The organism is Pseudomonas sp. HP_12, from assembly GCF_055283955.1.
In genome coordinates, this window is the sequence record NZ_JBTOQG010000034.1 from 266,965 (window position 1) to 286,478 (window position 19,514).

Here is a 19,514-nt window from a genome sequence, read left to right on the forward strand (position 1 = left end):
CGCGATCAGGCCGACGTGCGGGCGACGGTGTCATCGCTGCGCAGGGTGAAGATTTCATAACCGGTCGCGGTCACCAGAATGGTGTGCTCCCACTGCGCCGACAGCTTGCGATCCTTGGTGATGGCTGTCCAGCCGTCGCCCAGCAGACGCGTGTCGGCCTTGCCCTGGTTGATCATCGGCTCGATGGTGAAGGTCATGCCTTCTTTCAGCTCCACACCGTCCCCGGCCTTGCCGTAGTGCAGCACTTGTGGCTCTTCATGGAAGACCTTGCCGATGCCGTGGCCGCAGTATTCGCGGACGACCGAGAAGCCGTTCTTCTCGGCATGCTTCTGGATCACTTCGCCGATATCGCCCAAATGCGCGCCGGGCTTGACCACTTCGATGCCTTTATAAAGGCACTCCTGGGTGACGCGGGACAGACGCTCGGCCCATTCAGGCACCTGGCCTACGTGGAACATCTTGCTGGTGTCGCCGTGGTAGCCGTCCTTGATGACGGTCACGTCGATGTTCAGCACGTCACCATTCTTCAGCGGCTTCTCGTTCGGGATGCCATGGCAGACCACGTGGTTGATCGAGGTGCAGATGGATTTAGGGAAACCCTTGTAATTCAGCGGCGCCGGAATGGCCTTCTGCTCGTTGACGATGTAATCGTGGCAGATGCGGTCCAGTTCTTCGGTGGTCACACCAGGCTTTACATAGTCGCCGATCATTTCCAGCACGTCCGCAGCCAGGCGGCCGGCAATGCGCATCTTTTCGATGTCTTCGGGGGTTTTCAGTGTCACGGTCATTAAACAGGCTCTCTCGGCGCGGCGGGGCCACGGCTTGATACGGAAAAAACGCGATTCTACCAGACCGTCGTCAGGCGGGTTATCATCCCGTCCCCGATCGTGGCGGGCAGGGTGCCTGACCGTTAACGCGAGGAGGACAAAAGCGTCGGAAAAACAGGCTCTTATTTCGAGTTCCGTTATCCAGTATTTTGTGATATAAAATGCGCCGCTTTACGGGGTCTGCCCCGAAAGCTCTAACCCACACACGTGTCGACACGATGACCTGGGTGCCTTCGGCTCAAGCCGCTGGTTGGTCATTGGGATACGTGGAGGCCTAACCCGACTTATCAAGGAACTATCATGTCCCAAGTCAACATGCGCGATATGCTGAAGGCCGGTGTGCACTTCGGTCACCAGACCCGTTACTGGAACCCGAAAATGGGTAAATACATTTTCGGCGCGCGCAACAAGATCCACATCATCAACCTTGAAAAAACCCTGCCTATGTTCAACGAAGCTCTGACTTTCGTTGAGCGCCTGGCTCAGGGCAAAAACAAGATCCTGTTCGTCGGCACCAAGCGTTCCGCTGGCAAGATCGTCGCTGAAGAAGCAGCACGTTGCGGTTCGCCGTACGTCGATCACCGCTGGTTGGGCGGCATGCTGACCAACTTCAAGACCATCCGCGCTTCCATCAAGCGTCTGCGTGATCTTGAAATCCAGGCAGAAGACGGCACTTTCACCAAGCTGACCAAGAAAGAGGCGCTGATGCGTACTCGCGATCTGGAAAAGCTGGATCGTAGCCTGGGTGGTATCAAGGACATGGGCGGTCTGCCAGACGCTCTGTTCGTTATCGACGTTGATCACGAGCGCATCGCGATCACCGAAGCCAACAAGCTGGGTATCCCGGTCATCGGCGTTGTCGACACCAACAGCAGCCCTGAAGGCGTTGACTACATCATCCCGGGCAACGACGACGCAATCCGCGCCATCCAGTTGTACATGGGTTCGATGGCTGACGCTGTGATCCGTGGTCGCAACAACAATGCTGGCGGCACCGACGTTTACGCTGAAGAAGCTCCAGCGGCAACTGTTGAAGGCTGAGTAACAAACGCCTGGCGTTGACTCAGTACGCAAAAAGGGGGCTTGGCCCCCTTTTTGCCACCTCGAAAACCATCTGACGTTGCCATCGATCTTATTGTCATGTGCAGCAGTCACCATGGATTTTCAAGAATTTGAACGCCCGTCTTGCGGGTGGAATGGTTGAAGACCTATCCAAGAGGATTTTGAAATGGCAGAGATTACTGCAGCGTTGGTCAAAGAACTGCGCGAGCGTACCGGCGAAGGCATGATGGATTGCAAAAAGGCCTTGACCAAGGCTGGCGGCGACATCGAAAAAGCCATCGACGATATGCGTGCTTCGGGCGCAATCAAGGCAGCCAAGAAAGCAGGCAACGTTGCTGCTGAAGGCGCCATCTCCATCAAGGACGACGGCAAAGCTGCTGTCCTGATCGAAGTCAACTCCCAGACCGACTTCCTGGCTCTGCAGGATGACTTCAAGGCATTCGTCGCCAAGAGCGTCGAGAAAGCCTTCGCTGACAAGCTGACCACCGTTGAGCCTCTGGTTGAAGCGATGGAAGCTGATCGTCTGGTGCTGGTCGGCAAGGTTGGCGAGAACGTCAACATCCGTCGTCTGGCGCGCATCGAAGGCGACGTGCTGGGTTCGTACCTGCACGGCAACAAGATCGGCGTGGTTGTCGTCCTCAAGGGCGGCGATGCAGAGCTGGCGAAAGACATCGCCATGCACGTAGCAGCGACCAACCCTGAGTTCCTGCTGCCTTCGGACGTTTCGCCAGAAGCGATCGAGCGCGAGAAGAATGTCTTCATGCAGTTGAACGAAGACAAGCTGAAAGGCAAGCCTGCTGAAATCGCCGAGAAGATGGTTGGCGGTCGTATCAGCAAGTTCCTGGCTGAAGCGAGTCTGGTTGAGCAAGCGTTCGTCAAGAACCCGGAAATCAAGGTCGGTGAACTGGCCAAGAAAGCCGGCGCTGAAATCGTTTCCTTCACCTACTTCAAAGTGGGCGAAGGCATCGAGAAGCCAGTCGACAACTTCGCTGAAGAAGTCGCTGCTCAAGTAGCTGCAAGCAAGCAATAAGACGGTTTACCAACTGTCGCCCCGAAGAGGCTGCCCGCTAACGCGCGCAGCCTCTTTGTCAAAGCGGTACGCGGAATTGTTATTGCTGCACTGAATTTGTTTTTGCAGGGGGCTGGGCCTACGAGGCTGCATTTCCCTGAAGCAGTGACCTAGAGTTAGCGCAGGCCGAAAACGGCCCGCAACTCGAACGATTTTTTTCAAACGCCGCAGGAGAGATTCGCAATGGCTCAGCAGGGCAGTGGCTATCAAGCTCGCTATAAACGCATTCTACTCAAGCTCAGCGGCGAGGCCCTGATGGGGTCGGAAGAGTTCGGCATCGACCCCAAGGTGCTGGATCGCATGGCGCTGGAAGTCGGTCAGCTGGTCGGCATCGGTGTTCAGGTCGGTCTGGTCATCGGTGGCGGGAACCTGTTCCGCGGCGCAGCGCTGAGCGCGGCCGGCATGGACCGGGTCACGGGCGACCACATGGGCATGCTGGCCACCGTGATGAATGCGCTCGCCATGCGTGACGCGCTGGAGCGGGCCAACATCTCGGCCATCGTGATGTCAGCCATTTCCATGGTGGGTGTGACCGATCACTACGACCGTCGCAAGGCCATGCGTCACCTGAATGCCAAGGAAGTCGTGATCTTCGCGGCCGGTACCGGCAATCCGTTCTTCACCACGGATTCGGCAGCGTGCCTGCGCGCGATCGAGATCGACGCTGATGTCGTGCTGAAAGCAACCAAGGTCGATGGTGTGTACACTGCCGATCCATTCAAGGACCCGCATGCCGAGAAGTTCGATCGTCTGACCTATGACGAAGTGCTGGATCGCAAGCTGGGTGTAATGGATCTGACAGCCATCTGTCTGTGTCGTGACCACAAGATGCCACTGCGTGTCTTCAATATGAACAAGCCCGGCGCCCTGCTGAACATTGTGCATGGCGGCGCGGAAGGTACTTTGATCGAGGAAGGCGAACAATGATCAACGAAATCAAGAAAGACGCTCAAGAGCGGATGAAGAAATCCCTTGAGTCCCTGGCCCATGCATTCGGCCAGATCCGTACCGGCAAGGCGCACCCGAGCATTCTCGGCAGCGTGATGGTGCCGTACTACGGTTCCGACACTCCGTTGAGCGGCGTCGCCAACGTGACCGTGAAGGACTCCCGTACGCTGCAGGTCGTGGCGTTCGAGCGCAACATGCTGTCTGCGGTCGACAAGGCCATTCAGAGCGCTGGCCTGAACCTCAACCCGACCAACCTGGGCGAGATGCTGTTGATCTCCATGCCTGCCTTGACGGAAGAGACCCGCAAGGGCTTCACCAAGCAGGCTCGCAGCGCCGCCGAAGACGCTCGCGTTGCCGTGCGTAACATCCGCCGTGACGCGTTGGGTGAACTGAAGAAGCTGGTCAAGGACAAGGAAATCAGCGAAGACGAAGAGCGCCGCGCCGCTGCCGACATCCAGAAGTTGACGGACAAGGCTGAGGCGGACATCGATGCCGCGACCAAGTCCAAAGAAGCGGACCTGATGGCCGTATAAGGGCCGGGAAGCTTTCATGGATAAGACAAAGCTGGCTGCGCCGGCATCGGTGCCGCGTCATGTCGCGATCATCATGGATGGGAACAACCGCTGGGCCAAGAAGCGCCTGCTGCCCGGTGTAGCAGGCCACAAGGCCGGCGTCGACGCTGTTCGTGCGGTGATTGAAGTCTGCGCCGAGGCCAAGGTCGAGGTGCTGACCTTGTTCGCGTTTTCCAGCGAGAACTGGCAGCGCCCGGCGGAAGAAGTCGGCGCGCTGATGGAGTTGTTTTTCACGGCGCTGCGTCGCGAGACCAAGCGCCTGAACGAGAACGGCATCAGCCTGCGCATCATCGGCGACCGTTCGCGGTTTCACCCCGAGCTGCAGGCTGCCATCCGTGAAGCCGAGCAGCGTACGGCTGAGAACAGCCGCTTCGTCCTGCAGATCGCCGCCAACTACGGCGGTCAGTGGGATATCGCTCAGGCTGCGCAGCGGCTGGCCCGTGAAGTTCAGGCCGGCCATCTGCGCCCGGAGGACATCACCCCGGAGCTGCTGCAAACGTGTCTGGCCACCGGCGACCTGCCGTTGCCCGACCTCTGCATCCGCACGGGCGGCGAGCACCGCATCAGCAATTTCCTGCTGTGGCAGCTGGCCTATGCCGAGCTGTATTTCTCCGACCTGTTCTGGCCGGACTTCAAACACGATGCCATGCGCACTGCGCTGGCCGATTTCGCTTCTCGCCAACGCCGCTTCGGGAAAACCAGCGAGCAGGTAGAAGCTGGAGCCCGCGCTTAATGCTCAAACAACGAATCATCACTGCGCTGATCCTTGCGCCGCTGGCCCTGTGCGGCTTCTTTCTGCTGGCAGGCGGCAGCTTCGCGTTGTTCATCGGCGCGGTCGTCGTACTCGGCGCCTGGGAATGGGCCCGCCTTTCCGGCTTCGAAGCCCAATCGGCCCGCGTTCTGTACGCCGTGGTGGTCGCTGCGCTGCTGTTTCTGTTGTACCTGCTACCCGACCTCGCGCCCTGGTTGCTGGTGGCGGCGCTGATCTGGTGGCTGGTGGCAACCTGGCTGGTGCTCACCTATCCCGAGTCCAGCGAGCATTGGTCCAATGCCCTCTGCAAACTGGTGATCGGTTTGCTGATATTGCTGCCAGCCTGGCAGGGCCTGGTGCTGATCAAGCAGATGCCGCTGGGCAACTGGCTGATCCTGTCGGTGATGATTCTGGTGTGGGGGGCCGATATCGGCGCCTACTTCTCCGGCAAGGCATTCGGCAAGCGCAAGCTGGCGCCGAAAGTCAGCCCGGGTAAAAGCTGGGAAGGTCTCTACGGCGGTTTGGCGACGTGTCTGCTGATCACGGCGGCGGTAGGCGTCTACCGCGGCTGGTCGCTGAGCGAAATCATCTTCGCTTTGGTGTGCGCGGCGATTGTCGTGCTCATTTCGGTCGTCGGTGATCTCACCGAGAGCATGTTCAAGCGCAAATCGGGGGTCAAGGACAGCAGCAACCTGCTCCCGGGCCACGGTGGTGTGCTGGATCGCATCGACAGCCTGACTGCCGCCATTCCGGTGTTCGCCTTGCTGCTCTGGGCCGCCAAAGACTGGGGCGTGATGTGAGTACGCCTCAGCTCATTACCGTGCTGGGCGCGACGGGCTCGGTGGGTTTGAGCACGCTCGACGTCATCGCGCGGCATCCGGCGCGTTATCAAGTGTTTGCCCTGACGGGTTACACGCGCCTGGCCGAGCTGTTGGCGTTGTGCGTTCGCCATACCCCGCAGTTTGCCGTGGTGCCGACGACGGCCGCTGCCCGCCAGTTGCAGGACGACCTGCGCGCAGCCGGTCTCGATACCCGGGTGCTGGTGGGGGAGGGCGGGCTCTGCGAAGTGTCTGCTCATCCTCTGGTGGATACCGTGCTCGCCGCCATCGTCGGTGCCGCCGGTTTGCGCCCGACCCTTGCCGCTGTTGAGGCGGGCAAGAAAGTCCTGCTGGCCAACAAGGAAGCGCTGGTCATGTCCGGCGCCCTGTTCATGCAGGCTGTTCGCCGCAGTGGCACGGTACTGCTGCCGCTCGACAGCGAGCACAACGCGATCTTCCAGTGCCTGCCCCGTGATTACGAAAGCGGCCTCGGGAAGGTCGGCGTCAGACGCATTCTGCTGACGGCATCCGGTGGCCCGTTCCGTCAGACACCGCTCGCCGAGCTGGAGCACGTCTCCCCGGATCAGGCCTGTGCCCATCCGAACTGGTCCATGGGTCGCAAGATTTCCGTCGATTCAGCCAGCATGATGAACAAGGGCCTCGAGCTGATCGAAGCCTGCTGGCTGTTCGACACGACGCCTGCGCGGATTGAGGTGGTGATTCACCCTCAGAGCGTGATCCATTCAATGGTCGATTACGTCGACGGCTCGGTGCTGGCGCAGTTGGGTAATCCCGACATGCGCACGCCGATTGCCCACGCGCTGGCCTGGCCCGAGCGCATCGACTCGGGCGTCGCGCCGCTGGATCTGTTCAGCATCGCGCGACTGGACTTCGAAGCACCGGACGAAGTGCGCTTCCCATGCCTGCGTCTGGCGCGGCAAGCTGCCGAGGCGGGTGACAGTGCGCCTGCGGTTCTGAACGCAGCCAATGAAGTCGCGGTCGCTGCGTTTCTGGACAAGCGCATTCGCTATCCGGAAATCGCGAGTATGATCGACGAGGTTTTGAACCTTGAGCCTGTCGTCGCCGTGTCCGAGCTGGAGACAGTGTTCGAGATCGACGCACGTGCCCGCGCGTTGGCCGAGCAGTGGCTCGGTCGCAATGGTCGCTAGGTGGTCGGTTCAGGCAGTCGTGTTTTTAATGATTTGCATGCAATGTGGGCTTCAACGCACCGCTAGATCGGTACCCGGAGAGCAGCGATGAGCGCGCTATATATGATTGTCGGCACCCTGGTTGCGCTGGGCGTGCTGGTGACGTTTCACGAGTTCGGTCACTTCTGGGTGGCGCGTCGCTGTGGCGTCAAGGTCCTGCGTTTCTCGGTGGGCTTCGGCATGCCGCTGCTGCGCTGGCGTGATCGGAAGGGCACCGAGTATGTCGTGGCGGCGATTCCCCTCGGCGGCTACGTGAAAATGCTCGACGAACGGGAGGGCGACGTTCCCCCCGAGCTGGCTGACCAGTCCTTTAACCGCAAGTCGGTTTATCAGCGCATCGCCATCGTGATTGCCGGCCCGGTCGCCAACTTTTTGCTGGCGATTGTATTTTTCTGGGTACTCGCCATGCTGGGTAGCCAGCAGGTTCGGCCCGTCGTAGGCGGTGTCGAGCCAGGCAGTATTGCAGAGAAGGCCGGGCTCAGTTCCGGTCAGGAAATCGTCTCGGTTGATGGCGAGGCCGTTACCGGATGGGCGGGTGTGAACCTGCAACTGGTGCGTCGCCTGGGTGAGAGCGGCAGCATCGCGTTGAAGGTTCGCGAGCAGGGGTCCGACGTGGAAACCCCGCGTTCGCTGGTGCTCAACGACTGGCTCAAGGGCGCAGCCGAGCCAGACCCGATTCGTTCGCTGGGTATTAGACCGTGGCGTCCGGCGCTACCGCCGGTGCTGGCAGAGCTCGATCCGAAAGGCCCCGCGCAAACCGCCGGGCTGAAAACCGGCGACCGACTGCTGGCACTTAATAACGAGCCTGTCGACGAATGGCAGAAGGTCGTTGACTGGGTTCGTGTCCATCCCGATACGCGGATTTCGGTGCGCGTTGAGCGTGATGGCGCACAGCTGGAGGTGCCCGTCGACCTAGTGACACGTGGTGAGGGCGCTGCGGCGACCGGGTATCTCGGTGCCGGCGTGAAAGGCGTGGATTGGCCGCCAGAGATGTTGCGCGAGGTTAGCTATGGCCCTGTAGCCGCCGTCGCAGAAGGCGCGCGGCGTACCTGGACCATGAGCGTGCTGACCCTCGATTCGCTGAAGAAAATGTTGTTCGGCGAGCTCTCGGTAAAAAACTTGAGCGGACCGATAACCATTGCTAAAGTGGCGGGCGCTTCGGCCCAGTCAGGCGTAGGTGACTTCCTGAATTTCCTCGCTTATCTGAGCATAAGCCTGGGCGTTCTCAATTTGCTGCCCATACCAGTGCTGGATGGGGGGCACTTGCTGTTTTATCTGATCGAGTGGGCGCGTGGTCGACCACTGTCGGAGAAGGTGCAGGGCTGGGGGGTTCAGATCGGTATCAGTCTGGTGGTTGGAGTGATGTTGCTCGCACTGGTCAACGATCTGGGACGACTGTAAAAGCTACGCCGAATTGTGAATCTGCCGCATTTTGCGGCAGTTTGTTTATTGCCAGTTGGAATAAGAAAGGACTTCATGAAACGTCTGCTGCTAACTGCGGTTCTTGCCGTACTGATGATCGCCGAAGTTCACGCCGAGTCCTTCACTATCTCCGATATCCGGGTCAACGGTCTGCAGCGGGTTTCCGCCGGCAGCGTGTTTGGCGCGCTGCCGTTGAACGTGGGTGAACAGGCCGATGATGGGCGTCTTGTCGACGCAACTCGCGCGCTGTTCAAAACCGGATTTTTCCAGGACATCCAGCTGGGCCGCGACGGTAACGTCCTGGTCATCACAGTTGTGGAGCGTCCGTCGGTCTCGAGTATCGAGATCGAAGGCAACAAAGCGATCACCACTGAGGACCTGATGAAGGGTCTGAAGCAGTCGGGTCTAGCCGAAGGCGAAATCTTCCAGCGCGCTACGCTGGAAGGCGTCCGCAACGAGCTGCAACGTCAGTACGTTGCCCAGGGCCGCTATTCTGCAGAAGTCGCCACCGAAGTCGTGCCGCAGCCGCGTAACCGTGTGGGTCTGAAGATCAACATCAACGAGGGCGCAGTTGCCGCCATCCAGCACATCAACGTGGTGGGCAACTCGGTCTTCCCTGAAGACGATCTGGTCGATCTGTTCGAACTGAAAACCACCAACTGGCTTTCCTTCTTCAAGAACGACGACAAGTATGCCCGTGAGAAACTCTCCGGCGACCTGGAACGTCTGCGTTCGTACTACCTCGACCGCGGCTATATCAACATGGATATCGCCTCGACCCAGGTATCCATCACGCCCGACAAGAAAAGCGTGTACATCACCGTCAACATTCATGAAGGCGAGAAGTACAGCGTCAAGTCGGTCAAGCTGAGCGGTGACCTCAAGGTCCCTGAAGATCAGGTCAAATCGCTGTTGCTGGTCAAACCGGGCCAGGTGTTCTCCCGCAAGGTGATGACCACCACCTCCGAGCTGATCACCCGCCGTCTGGGTAACGAGGGTTACACCTTCGCCAACGTCAACGGTGTGCCGACGCCGAACGATGAAGACCACACCGTCGATATCACTTTCGTCGTCGATCCGGGCAAGCGTGCGTACGTCAACCGCATCAACTTCCGTGGCAACACCAAGACAGCGGACGAAGTGCTGCGTCGCGAAATGCGCCAGATGGAAGGCGGCTGGGCTTCCACATACCTGATCGACCAGTCCAAGACCCGTCTTGACCGTCTGGGCTTCTTCAAGGAAGTGAACGTTGAAACGCCTGCGGTGCCTGGCACCGACGATCAGGTTGACGTGAACTACGCCGTTGAAGAGCAGGCGTCCGGTTCGATCACCGCCAGTGTCGGCTTTGCGCAGAGCGCCGGTCTGATCCTGGGTGGTTCCATCAGCCAGAACAACTTCCTGGGTACGGGTAACAAGGTCACTATTGGTTTGACCAAAAGTGAATACCAGACCCGCTACAACTTCAGCTACGTCGATCCGTATTTCACGCCGGACGGTGTGAGCCTTGGTTACAGCGCGTTCTATCGCAAGACCGACTACGACGACCTCGACGTCGACGTGGCGAGCTACTCGGTTGACAGCCTGGGTGCCGGTATAAACATGGGCTACCCGATCAGCGAGACTTCTCGCCTGAACTTCGGCCTGTCGGTACAGAAGGATGAACTGAGCACCGGTAAGTACACCGTTGACGAGATCTTCGACTTCATCGAGAAAGAGGGCGACAGCTTCACCAACTTCAAGGCATCGGTGGGCTGGTCCGAGTCGACGCTGAACAAAGGTACCCTGCCGACCCGTGGTAGCTCTCAGAGCCTGACCCTGGAAACCACCATTCCGGGCAGCGACCTGTCTTTCTACAAACTTGATTATCGCGGCCAGTTGTTCCACCCGATCACCAATAACTACACCCTGCGTCTGCACTCGGAGCTGGGCTATGGCGACGGTTATGGTTCGACGTCCGGTCTGCCGTTCTATGAAAACTACTATGCAGGTGGCTTCAACTCGGTTCGGGGCTTCAAGGACAGCACGCTGGGCCCGCGCAGTACACCAAGTCGTAGTCCTGAGAACGGCGGTAAGCCAGGAACCATTGCTGACCCGGATCAAGATCCGCTGCCGTTCGGTGGTAACGTTCTGATCACTGGCGGTGCCGAGATCCTGTTCCCGCTGCCGTTCATCAAGGACCAGCGTTCGCTGCGTACCTCGATCTTCTGGGATGTGGGTAACACCTTTAACACCAACTGCGGTCCCCAAAAAACTACGACCGATGGTCAGAAGGTTCAGTGCAACGGCCCCGATCTGTCCGGCCTTGCAAGCTCCGTCGGTGTTGGCGTGACATGGGTCACTGCGTTGGGTCCGTTGAGTTTTGCCCTGGCGATGCCGGTCAAGAAACCGGACGACAGCACCGAAACCCAGGTCTTCCAATTCTCTCTCGGTCAGACCTTCTAAGGGCCTGATCACTGCTAACGACAACGGATTCTGTAGGAGTTACATCGTGCGTAAGTTGACCCAATTGGCATTGCTGGCAACGGTTCTGATCGCAGGCCCGGCATTTGCTGACATGAAAATCGCAGTACTGAACTACCAGATGGCCCTGCTCGAATCCGACGCAGCCAAGCGGTACGCAGTGGATGCAGAGAAAAAATTCGGTCCTCAGCTGACCAAGCTGAAAGCGCTGGAAAGCAGCGCCAAAGGTATTCAGGATCGTCTGGTTGCTGGTGGCGACAAGATGGCCCAGCCTGAGCGCGAGCGTCTGGAACTGGACTTCAAGCAAAAAGCCCGTGACTTCCAGTTCCAGTCCAAAGAACTGAACGAAGCCAAGGCTGTTGCTGACCGCGACATGCTCAAGCAACTCAAGCCGAAGCTGGACCAGGCGGTAGAAGAAGTCATCAAGAAAGGCGGCTTTGACCTGGTGTTCGAGCGCGGTGCCGTGATTGACGTCAAGCCGCAATACGACGTCACTCGCCAGGTTATCGAGCGCATGAACCAGCTGAAGTAAGTTAATGACCGCGACCATTACACTCGGCCAATTGGCCGAGTTCCTCGGCGCCACCTTGCGTGGCCCGGCGGACAAGCAAATCACAGGACTGGCAACCTTGCAGGAAGCCGGTCCTGATCAGGTCAGCTTTCTGGCCAATCCTCAGTACCGAAAATTCCTCGCGACCACCCAGGCCGCTGCCGTGCTGCTCAAGCCGGCGGATGCTGAAGGGTATGCCGCTGACGCATTGCTGGTGCCTGATCCGTATCTGGCCTATGCCCGTATTTCTCATCTGTTCGATCCCAAGCCCAAGGCTGCCGTCGGTGTGCACCCGACTGCCCTGGTGGCGGCGGACGCGTTCGTCGACCCGGCGGCCAGCGTTGGCGCTTATGCGGTCATCGAAAGTGGAGCACGGATTGCGGCCGGTGTGACCATCGGCGCCCATTGCTTCATCGGCGCTCGCAGCGTGATTGGCGAGGGCGGCTGGCTTGCCCCGCGCGTCACGTTGTATCACGACGTCCGTATCGGGCAGCGTGTGGTCATCCAGTCCGGTGCGGTGCTGGGGGGTGAAGGTTTTGGTTTCGCCAACGAGAAAGGCGTCTGGCAGAAGATCGCGCAGATTGGCGGTGTAACCATCGGTGACGATGTCGAGATTGGCGTGAACACCGCCATCGACCGCGGTGCCATGGATGACACCCGCATCGGCAATGGCGTGAAGCTGGATAACCAGATTCAGATCGCTCACAACGTCCAGATCGGCGACCACACGGCCATGGCCGCGTGCGTCGGCATCTCGGGCAGCGCGAAGATCGGCAAGCATTGCATGCTCGCAGGCGGTGTCGGGCTGGTGGGCCATATCGAGATCTGCGACGGGGTTTTCGTCACCGGCATGACCATGGTCACCCGGTCGATCACCGAGCCTGGATCGTATTCTTCGGGCACGGCGATGCAGCCGGCGGCGGAGTGGCGCAAGAGTGCGGCACGCATGCGTCATCTCGATGACATGGCGCGACGTCTGCAGCACCTGGAAAAGATTGTCGAGGCAGTGACCTCAGGCGGTAAAGCTTCATCTGATGGCTGATACTTTTTTCTTATCAAGCGTGCACAGCCGATAAACTGCCTCCTTGATTTGCTAGAGGAGTGACGCGCGTTAGTCGCGCCCTCCCACTCTTTACTACAGGCTTCCCTTCGAAATGATGGACATCAACGAAATCCGTGAATATCTGCCGCACCGTTACCCGTTCCTGCTTGTGGACCGTGTGGTGGAGCTGGATGTCGAGACCAAGAGCATTCGTGCCTACAAGAATGTCAGCATCAACGAGCCTTTCTTCAACGGTCACTTTCCTCAGCACCCCATCATGCCGGGCGTGCTGATCATTGAGGCCATGGCTCAAGCGGCCGGCATCCTGGGCTTCAAGATGCTCGATGTGAAGCCTGCCGACGGCACCCTGTATTACTTCGTCGGCTCCGACAAGCTGCGCTTTCGCCAGCCCGTGCTGCCGGGGGATCAGCTGATCCTCGAAGCGAAATTCCTGAGCTGCAAGCGTCAGATCTGGAAGTTCGAATGCCAGGCATCGGTAGATGGCAAGCCGGTCTGCTCGGCTGAAATCATCTGTGCGGAACGCAAACTATGAGTTTGATTGACTCTCGCGCAATCATCGATCCGACGGCCGTGCTGGCCGACAATGTGGAGGTCGGCCCGTGGTCGATCGTCGGACCTGGTGTGGAAATCGGCGAGGGTACAGTGATCGGACCGCATGTGATCCTGCGCGGCCCGACCAAAATCGGCAAACACAACCACATCTACCAGTTTTCCTCGGTAGGTGAGGACACGCCTGATTTGAAATACAAAGGTGAAGCGACGCGTCTGGTGATCGGTGACCACAACGTCATCCGTGAAGGCGTGACGATTCACCGTGGCACCATTCAAGACCGCGCCGAAACCACCCTCGGTGATCACAACCTGATCATGGCCTACGCGCACATTGGTCATGACAGCGTCATCGGCAATCACTGCATTCTGGTCAACAACACCGCACTGGCCGGCCATGTGCACGTGGATGACTGGGCCATTCTGTCGGGCTTCACCCTGGTGCATCAGTATTGCCATATCGGCGCGCACAGTTTTTCCGGCATGGGCACGGCCATCGGCAAGGACGTTCCGGCGTTCGTCACCGTGTTCGGCAACCCGGCCGAAGCCCGCAGCATGAACTTCGAAGGCATGCGCCGTCGCGGCTTCTCCGAGGAAGCGATCCATGCGCTGCGCCGCGCCTACAAGACCGTTTACCGTCAGGGCCTGACCGTGGAGCAGGCGATCGTCGAGCTGAGCGAACCCGCTGCGCAGTTCCCTGAAGTCGAGCTGTTCCTCAAGTCCATCCAGTCTTCGACTCGCGGCATCACCCGCTGACCATGGCCCGCTTGCGTATTGCGCTGGTGGCCGGAGAGGCCTCCGGCGACATTCTCGGCTCCGGCTTGATGCGTGCAATCAAGGCGCGGCATCCGGACGCCGAATTCATCGGTGTCGGCGGGCCGCTCATGGAAGTGCAGGGCATGACGTCGTATTTTCCGATGGAGCGCCTGTCGGTCATGGGCCTCGTGGAAGTGCTGGGCCGTCTGAAGGAGCTGCTCGCCCGTCGCAAGTTGCTGATTCAGACCCTCATCGACGAAAAGCCCGACGTGTTCATCGGCATCGATGCCCCGGATTTCACCCTCAATATCGAGCACAAACTGCGTCAGGCCGGGATCAAGACCGTTCATTACGTCAGCCCGTCCGTATGGGCGTGGCGGCAGAAGCGTGTTCTGAAGATCCGCGAAGGCTGCGACCTGATGCTGACGTTGCTGCCGTTCGAAGCCCGTTTCTATGAAGAGCAAGGCGTGCCAGTGCGTTTCGTCGGGCACCCGTTGGCCGACACCATTCCACTGCAGGCGGATCAACTGGCGGCGCGCGCCGAACTTGGCCTGGGCGATGGCCCGGTGGTTGCGTTGATGCCGGGCAGTCGCGGTGGCGAAGTCGGGCGTCTCGGTGCGCTGTTTTTCGACGCGGCCGAACGCCTTCTCGCCGCGCGTCCCGACATCCGTTTCGTGCTGCCCTGTGCCAGCCCTCAACGCCGTGAGCAGATCGAGCAACTGCTGCAAGGGCGCGATCTTCCACTGACGTTGCTCGACGGCCGGTCCCACGTAGCGTTGGCAGCCTGCAATGCCGTGCTGATCGCTTCCGGGACCGCGACCCTCGAAGCGCTGCTGTACAAACGACCGATGGTGGTTGCCTATCGTCTGGCACCACTGACCTACTGGATACTCAAGCGGATGGTGAAAAGCCCGTACGTGTCGCTGCCGAATTTGCTGGCCCAGCGCTTGCTGGTTCCGGAGCTTCTGCAGGACGCGGCGACCGCCGAGGCCCTGGCGCAGACGCTGTTGCCGTTGCTGGAAAACGGCGATGCACAGACGGCCGGCTTCGACGCGATTCACCGAACCTTGCGTCGCGATGCTTCCAATCAGGCCGCTGAAGCGGTGCTGAACCTGATTGGCGCAACGCCTTCACAATGAGCAGGCAATCAATGCAAATGGGTCTGGACTTCAATCTTGTCGAGGATCTGGTCGCCGGTGTCGACGAAGTCGGTCGCGGCCCACTGTGTGGCGCCGTGGTCACTGCGGCGGTCATTCTTGACCCCAAGCGCCCGATTCTGGGCCTGAACGATTCGAAGAAACTCACCGAAGCCAAGCGCGAAAGACTGTTCGACGAAATCTGCGAGAAGGCGCTGTGCTGGCACATCGCGCGGGCTGAAGTCGAAGAGATCGACGAGCTGAACATTCTTCACGCCACCATGCTGGCGATGAAGCGCGCGGTAGAAGGCTTGATCATCACGCCGAAACTGGCGCTGATCGACGGCAACCGCTGCCCGCAGCTGTCGGTGCCCAGCGCGCCTGTCATTCAGGGTGACGCCCATGTGCCGGCCATTGCCGCCGCGTCGATTCTGGCCAAGGTCAGTCGCGACCGGGAAATGGCGCGCATGGAGCTGCTCTATCCGGGCTACGGCATTGGCGGCCACAAGGGTTATCCCACGGCCGTGCACCTTGAGGCCCTGGCGCGTTTGGGCCCGACGCCTATTCACCGGCGCTCCTTCGGCCCGGTCCGTCAGGCCTGGGCCGCGCGGGACATGATGGTCTCCACCGGCTTCATGTCGCTGCCGCTCAGTTGATCGCGGGCTGATGTTTTTCTGAATGGCCGGTACAATCCGGCCTTCGTTTTTTCTGCACCATAGGATCAACCATGCCGGCTTCTTTCGTTCATCTACGCCTGCACACCGAATACTCCCTCGTTGATGGTCTGGTCCGTGTAAAACCCTTGGTCAAGGCGCTCACGGCCATGAACATGCCGGCCGTGGCGGTGACCGACCAACACAACATGTGTTCGTTGGTGAAATTCTATAAAGCGGCCATGGGCGCAGGTATCAAGCCGATCTGCGGCGCCGACATCTGGCTGGCCGGGCGCGACCGCGATGCGCCCCTCAGTCGCCTCAGCCTGTTGGTGATGAACCCCAAAGGCTACCTGAACCTCACCGAACTGATTTCCCGTGGCTTCATGCATGGCCAGCGCAATGGCCTGGTCGTCATCGAGCGGGAGTGGGTGGCCGAAGCCAGCGAAGGGCTGATTGCCCTGTCTGCGGCGAAGGAAGGCGAGATCGGCATGGCCCTGCTCGGTGGCAATCCGGCCGAAGCCGACGAGTTGCTGAAAGAGTGGCTGACGGTTTTCCCGGACCGGTTCTATATCGAAGTCCAGCGCACCAACCGCATCAATGACGAAGAGCACCTGCACGCCGCCGTTGCCCTGGCCGAGCGCCATGGCGTGCCGCTGGTGGCCAGCAACGACGTGCGTTTCATCAAGCAGGAAGATTTCGAAGCCCACGAAACCCGCGTGTGCATCGGCGAGGGCCGGGCGCTGGACGATCCGCGGCGCTCGCACAACTACAGCGATCAGCAGTACCTGAAGAGCGCGGAGGAGATGGCCGAGCTGTTCAGCGATCTGCCGGACGCCCTCGCCAACACCGTCGAGATCGCCAAGCGCTGCAACATCGACGTCAAGCTGGGCACGCACTTTTTGCCCAACTTCCCGATTCCCGATGGCATGACCATCGACGAGTATTTCCGCAAGGTGTCCTTCGAGGGTCTGGAAGAGCGCCTTGCCGTGCTGTGGCCGAAAGAGACCACGCCGGACTACGAGGCCAAGCGGCAGGTCTACGTCGATCGCCTGAATTTCGAGCTGGATATCATCATCCAGATGGGCTTCCCCGGTTACTTCCTGATCGTGATGGACTTTATCCAGTGGGCCAAGAATAACGGCGTGCCGGTGGGTCCGGGCCGGGGGTCGGGTGCCGGCTCGCTGGTGGCCTACGTGCAGAAGATCACCGACCTCGACCCGCTGGAATACGACCTGCTGTTCGAACGTTTCCTCAACCCCGAGCGGGTCTCCATGCCCGACTTCGACGTCGACTTCTGCATGGACGGTCGCGACCGGGTCATCGAGTACGTGGCCGAGAAATACGGCCGCAACGCGGTCAGCCAGATCATCACCTTCGGTTCCATGGCCGCGAAGGCCGTGGTCCGTGACGTGGCGCGGGTACAGGGCAAGTCCTACGGATTGGCCGATCGTCTGTCGAAGATGATCCCCTTCGAAGTCGGCATGACCCTGGAAAAGGCCTACGAGCAGGAAGAGATTCTGCGCGACTTCCTCAAGGTGGACGAGGAAGCGGCAGAAATCTGGGAGATGGCGCGCAAGCTCGAAGGCGTTGTGCGTAACGTCGGCAAGCACGCCGGTGGTGTGGTTATCGCGCCGACCAAGCTGACTGACTTCTCGGCGATCTACTGCGATGAAGAGGGCGGCGGCCTGGTCACCCAGTTCGACAAGGATGACGTCGAGGCAGCCGGTCTGGTGAAGTTCGACTTCCTCGGACTGCGTACCCTGACCATCATCGACTGGGCGCTGAAGACGATTAACCGCGACCGCGCCAAGGTCGACGAAGAGCCCCTCGACATCGCGTTCATTCCGCTGGATGACATGCCGACCTACGAGCTGCTCCAGCGCGCTGAAACCACGGCCGTGTTCCAGCTTGAATCCCGCGGCATGAAAGAGCTGATCAAGAAGCTCAAGCCCGACTGCCTGGAAGACTTGATCGCACTGGTGGCGCTGTTCCGTCCCGGTCCGTTGCAGTCGGGCATGGTTGACGACTTCATCAACCGCAAGCACGGCCGTGCCGAGCTGTCGTACCCCCACGTCGATTACCAGTACGAAGGCCTCAAGCCGGTGCTTGCGCCAACGTACGGCATCATCCTGTATCAGGAACAGGTGATGCAGATTGCCCAGGTCATGGCCGGCTACACCCTCGGCGGTGCCGACATGCTGCGTCGTGCGATGGGCAAGAAGAAGCCCGAAGAGATGGCCAAGCAGCGCGGCGGTTTCATCGAGGGCTGCAAGACCAACAATATCGACCCGGACCTGGCCGGTAACATTTTCGACCTGGTGGAAAAATTCGCCGGTTACGGCTTCAACAAGTCGCACTCGGCGGCCTACGGGCTGGTGTCGTACCAGACCGCCTGGCTCAAGCGTCACTACCCGGCGCCGTTCATGGCAGCGGTGCTTTCAGCGGATATGCACAACACCGACAAGGTCGTGACCTTGATTGAAGAAGTGCGGATCATGAAGCTGCGCCTTGATGCGCCGGACGTGAACAACTCCGAGTTCAAGTTCACCGTGAACGACGACGGCCGTATCGTCTATGGCCTCGGCGCGATCAAGGGCGTCGGCGAAGGCCCGGTGGAAGCCATCACCGAAGCGCGTCAGGAAGGCCCGTTCGCCGACCTGTTCGATTTCTGCGCCCGCATCGACCTCAAGCGCGTCAACAAGCGCACCCTCGACGGCCTGATTCGCAGCGGTGCGCTGGACCGGCTGGGCCCGTTCTTCTACGACGAGCCAAAACAGTATCAAGCCAACATCGACCGCAACCGCGGCGTCCTGTTGGCCGCGCTCGAAGAAGCCATTCAGGCGGCCGAGCAGACCGCGCGCAGTCACGACAGCGGCCACGCGGATCTCTTCGGCGGCCTGTTCGTCGAAGCCGACGCCGATGTTTACGCGAACCATCGCAGCGCCAAAGAGGTCACGCTCAAGGAGCGGCTGCGTGGGGAGAAAGAAACCCTGGGCCTGTACCTGACCGGGCACCCGATCGACGAATACGAAGGCGAGATCCGCCGGTTCGCGCGTCAGCGCATCGTCGATCTTAAGCCCTCGCGGGAAACCCAGACCATCGCCGGCCTGATCATCGCGCTGCGGGTGATGAAGAACAAAAAGGGCGACAAGATGGGCTTCATCACCCTGGACGACCGTTCAGGGCGTATCGAAGCGTCGCTGTTTGCCGACTCGTTCCAGGCTGCCCAGTCGCTGCTGCAGACCGACGCGATGGTCGTGGTGGAAGGGGAGGTCAGCACCGACGATTTCTCCGGCGGCCTGCGGTTGCGGGCCAAACGGGTGATGAGCCTGGAAGAAGCGCGCACCGGGCTGGCAGAGAGTCTGCGCCTGAACGTGCGTGCCGAAGCGCTCAAGGGCGACCGGCTGCGCTGGCTGGGCGAGCTGTGCAAGAAGCACCGCGGCGCGTGCCCGATCACCCTCGACTACACCGGGCAGGAAGCCAAGGCACTGCTGCAGTTCGGCGAAGCGTGGCGGATCGATCCCGCGGACAGCCTGATTCAGGCGCTGCGTGACCAGTTCGGACGAGAGAACGTCTTCCTGCAGTATCGCTGACACCCATCAGCTCAACATTTGTGACTCGACACTTTAAACTCGACCGAAAGGCGCCCGCTCCATTAAGGTAGGGC

Annotated in this window: 17 protein-coding genes; 16 read left to right on the plus strand and 1 reads right to left on the minus strand. The window is 60.0% G+C overall.

What is annotated here, in order from left to right:
* Positions 1-5: 5 nt before the first annotated feature.
* Positions 6-788, minus strand: coding sequence for a type I methionyl aminopeptidase (gene map / locus ACYASU_RS19795; protein ID WP_463583776.1), 783 nt, complete (start codon positions 786-788; stop codon positions 6-8).
* 339 nt (positions 789-1,127) lie between these two features.
* Here map and rpsB point away from each other — a divergent pair, with 339 nt between their 5' ends.
* The 16 genes from rpsB (at position 1,128) to dnaE (ending at position 19,440) form a co-directional block, all read left to right on the plus strand.
* Positions 1,128-1,868, plus strand: a complete 741-nt coding sequence (gene rpsB / locus ACYASU_RS19800; RefSeq protein ID WP_037014262.1) for a 30S ribosomal protein S2 — start codon at positions 1,128-1,130, stop codon at positions 1,866-1,868.
* 187 nt (positions 1,869-2,055) lie between these two features.
* Positions 2,056-2,919 carry a translation elongation factor Ts gene (tsf, locus tag ACYASU_RS19805; RefSeq protein ID WP_122537362.1) on the plus strand — a complete coding sequence of 288 codons (864 nt, stop codon included), beginning with the start codon at positions 2,056-2,058 and terminating at the stop codon, positions 2,917-2,919.
* 222 nt (positions 2,920-3,141) lie between these two features.
* Positions 3,142-3,885 (plus strand): UMP kinase, encoded by a 744-nt coding sequence (gene pyrH / locus ACYASU_RS19810; protein WP_037014256.1) that lies wholly within the window; start codon positions 3,142-3,144, stop codon positions 3,883-3,885.
* Entirely contained in the window at positions 3,882-4,439 is a 558-nt protein-coding gene (frr, locus tag ACYASU_RS19815) for a ribosome recycling factor (RefSeq protein WP_065989845.1), read from the plus strand. The genes pyrH and frr overlap by 4 nt, the downstream gene beginning before the upstream one ends.
* Before the next feature lie 16 nt (positions 4,440-4,455).
* The gene (gene uppS / locus ACYASU_RS19820; protein WP_074891303.1) at positions 4,456-5,211 is read left to right on the plus strand and encodes a polyprenyl diphosphate synthase; all 756 of its coding nucleotides are present in this window, start codon (positions 4,456-4,458) and stop codon (positions 5,209-5,211) included.
* The gene (locus ACYASU_RS19825) at positions 5,211-6,029 is read left to right on the plus strand and encodes a phosphatidate cytidylyltransferase (protein WP_463583777.1); all 819 of its coding nucleotides are present in this window, start codon (positions 5,211-5,213) and stop codon (positions 6,027-6,029) included. Before uppS ends, ACYASU_RS19825 begins: the two co-directional genes overlap by 1 nt.
* A complete protein-coding gene (gene ispC, locus ACYASU_RS19830; RefSeq protein WP_463583778.1) occupies positions 6,026-7,216 on the plus strand; it encodes a 1-deoxy-D-xylulose-5-phosphate reductoisomerase in 1,191 nt (396 codons plus the stop codon). The genes ACYASU_RS19825 and ispC overlap by 4 nt, the downstream gene beginning before the upstream one ends.
* Positions 7,217-7,303: 87 nt before the next feature.
* Positions 7,304-8,656 carry an RIP metalloprotease RseP gene (gene rseP / locus ACYASU_RS19835; protein WP_463583779.1) on the plus strand — a complete coding sequence of 451 codons (1,353 nt, stop codon included), beginning with the start codon at positions 7,304-7,306 and terminating at the stop codon, positions 8,654-8,656.
* Between the two features lie 75 nt (positions 8,657-8,731).
* Positions 8,732-11,119: an outer membrane protein assembly factor BamA gene (gene bamA / locus ACYASU_RS19840; protein ID WP_346630080.1), complete on the plus strand. Its 2,388-nt coding sequence runs from the start codon at positions 8,732-8,734 to the stop codon at positions 11,117-11,119.
* Between the two features lie 46 nt (positions 11,120-11,165).
* The gene (locus ACYASU_RS19845; RefSeq protein WP_037014235.1) at positions 11,166-11,669 is read left to right on the plus strand and encodes an OmpH/Skp family outer membrane protein; all 504 of its coding nucleotides are present in this window, start codon (positions 11,166-11,168) and stop codon (positions 11,667-11,669) included.
* A gap of 4 nt (positions 11,670-11,673) precedes the next feature.
* Positions 11,674-12,729 carry a UDP-3-O-(3-hydroxymyristoyl)glucosamine N-acyltransferase gene (lpxD, locus tag ACYASU_RS19850; protein ID WP_369304376.1) on the plus strand — a complete coding sequence of 352 codons (1,056 nt, stop codon included), beginning with the start codon at positions 11,674-11,676 and terminating at the stop codon, positions 12,727-12,729.
* Between the two features lie 112 nt (positions 12,730-12,841).
* Complete coding sequence (gene fabZ / locus ACYASU_RS19855) at positions 12,842-13,282, plus strand: 3-hydroxyacyl-ACP dehydratase FabZ (RefSeq protein ID WP_037014232.1); 441 nt, start codon at positions 12,842-12,844, stop codon at positions 13,280-13,282.
* A complete protein-coding gene (gene lpxA, locus ACYASU_RS19860) occupies positions 13,279-14,055 on the plus strand; it encodes an acyl-ACP--UDP-N-acetylglucosamine O-acyltransferase (RefSeq protein ID WP_192170831.1) in 777 nt (258 codons plus the stop codon). The genes fabZ and lpxA overlap by 4 nt, the downstream gene beginning before the upstream one ends.
* A gap of 2 nt (positions 14,056-14,057) precedes the next feature.
* Positions 14,058-15,194, plus strand: a complete 1,137-nt coding sequence (lpxB, locus tag ACYASU_RS19865; protein WP_463583780.1) for a lipid-A-disaccharide synthase — start codon at positions 14,058-14,060, stop codon at positions 15,192-15,194.
* Positions 15,195-15,205: 11 nt separating this feature from the next.
* Complete coding sequence (gene rnhB, locus ACYASU_RS19870; protein ID WP_122622967.1) at positions 15,206-15,847, plus strand: ribonuclease HII; 642 nt, start codon at positions 15,206-15,208, stop codon at positions 15,845-15,847.
* A 71-nt stretch (positions 15,848-15,918) separates the two neighbouring features.
* On the plus strand, positions 15,919-19,440 hold the full coding sequence (gene dnaE / locus ACYASU_RS19875) for a DNA polymerase III subunit alpha (RefSeq protein ID WP_346625529.1): 3,522 nt from the start codon (positions 15,919-15,921) through the stop codon (positions 19,438-19,440).
* The last annotated feature ends 74 nt before the right edge of the window (positions 19,441-19,514 follow it).

Coding starts and splice junctions, on each gene's coding strand:
- map (WP_463583776.1), bottom strand. CDS start 788: ATGACCGTGACACTGAAAACCCCCGAAGACATCGAAAAGATGCGCATT.
- rpsB (WP_037014262.1), top strand. CDS start 1,128: ATGTCCCAAGTCAACATGCGCGATATGCTGAAGGCCGGTGTGCACTTC.
- tsf (WP_122537362.1), top strand. CDS start 2,056: ATGGCAGAGATTACTGCAGCGTTGGTCAAAGAACTGCGCGAGCGTACC.
- pyrH (WP_037014256.1), top strand. CDS start 3,142: ATGGCTCAGCAGGGCAGTGGCTATCAAGCTCGCTATAAACGCATTCTA.
- frr (WP_065989845.1), top strand. CDS start 3,882: ATGATCAACGAAATCAAGAAAGACGCTCAAGAGCGGATGAAGAAATCC.
- uppS (WP_074891303.1), top strand. CDS start 4,456: ATGGATAAGACAAAGCTGGCTGCGCCGGCATCGGTGCCGCGTCATGTC.
- ACYASU_RS19825 (WP_463583777.1), top strand. CDS start 5,211: ATGCTCAAACAACGAATCATCACTGCGCTGATCCTTGCGCCGCTGGCC.
- rseP (WP_463583779.1), top strand. CDS start 7,304: ATGAGCGCGCTATATATGATTGTCGGCACCCTGGTTGCGCTGGGCGTG.
- bamA (WP_346630080.1), top strand. CDS start 8,732: ATGAAACGTCTGCTGCTAACTGCGGTTCTTGCCGTACTGATGATCGCC.
- lpxD (WP_369304376.1), top strand. CDS start 11,674: ATGACCGCGACCATTACACTCGGCCAATTGGCCGAGTTCCTCGGCGCC.
- fabZ (WP_037014232.1), top strand. CDS start 12,842: ATGATGGACATCAACGAAATCCGTGAATATCTGCCGCACCGTTACCCG.
- lpxA (WP_192170831.1), top strand. CDS start 13,279: ATGAGTTTGATTGACTCTCGCGCAATCATCGATCCGACGGCCGTGCTG.
- lpxB (WP_463583780.1), top strand. CDS start 14,058: ATGGCCCGCTTGCGTATTGCGCTGGTGGCCGGAGAGGCCTCCGGCGAC.
- rnhB (WP_122622967.1), top strand. CDS start 15,206: ATGCAAATGGGTCTGGACTTCAATCTTGTCGAGGATCTGGTCGCCGGT.
- dnaE (WP_346625529.1), top strand. CDS start 15,919: ATGCCGGCTTCTTTCGTTCATCTACGCCTGCACACCGAATACTCCCTC.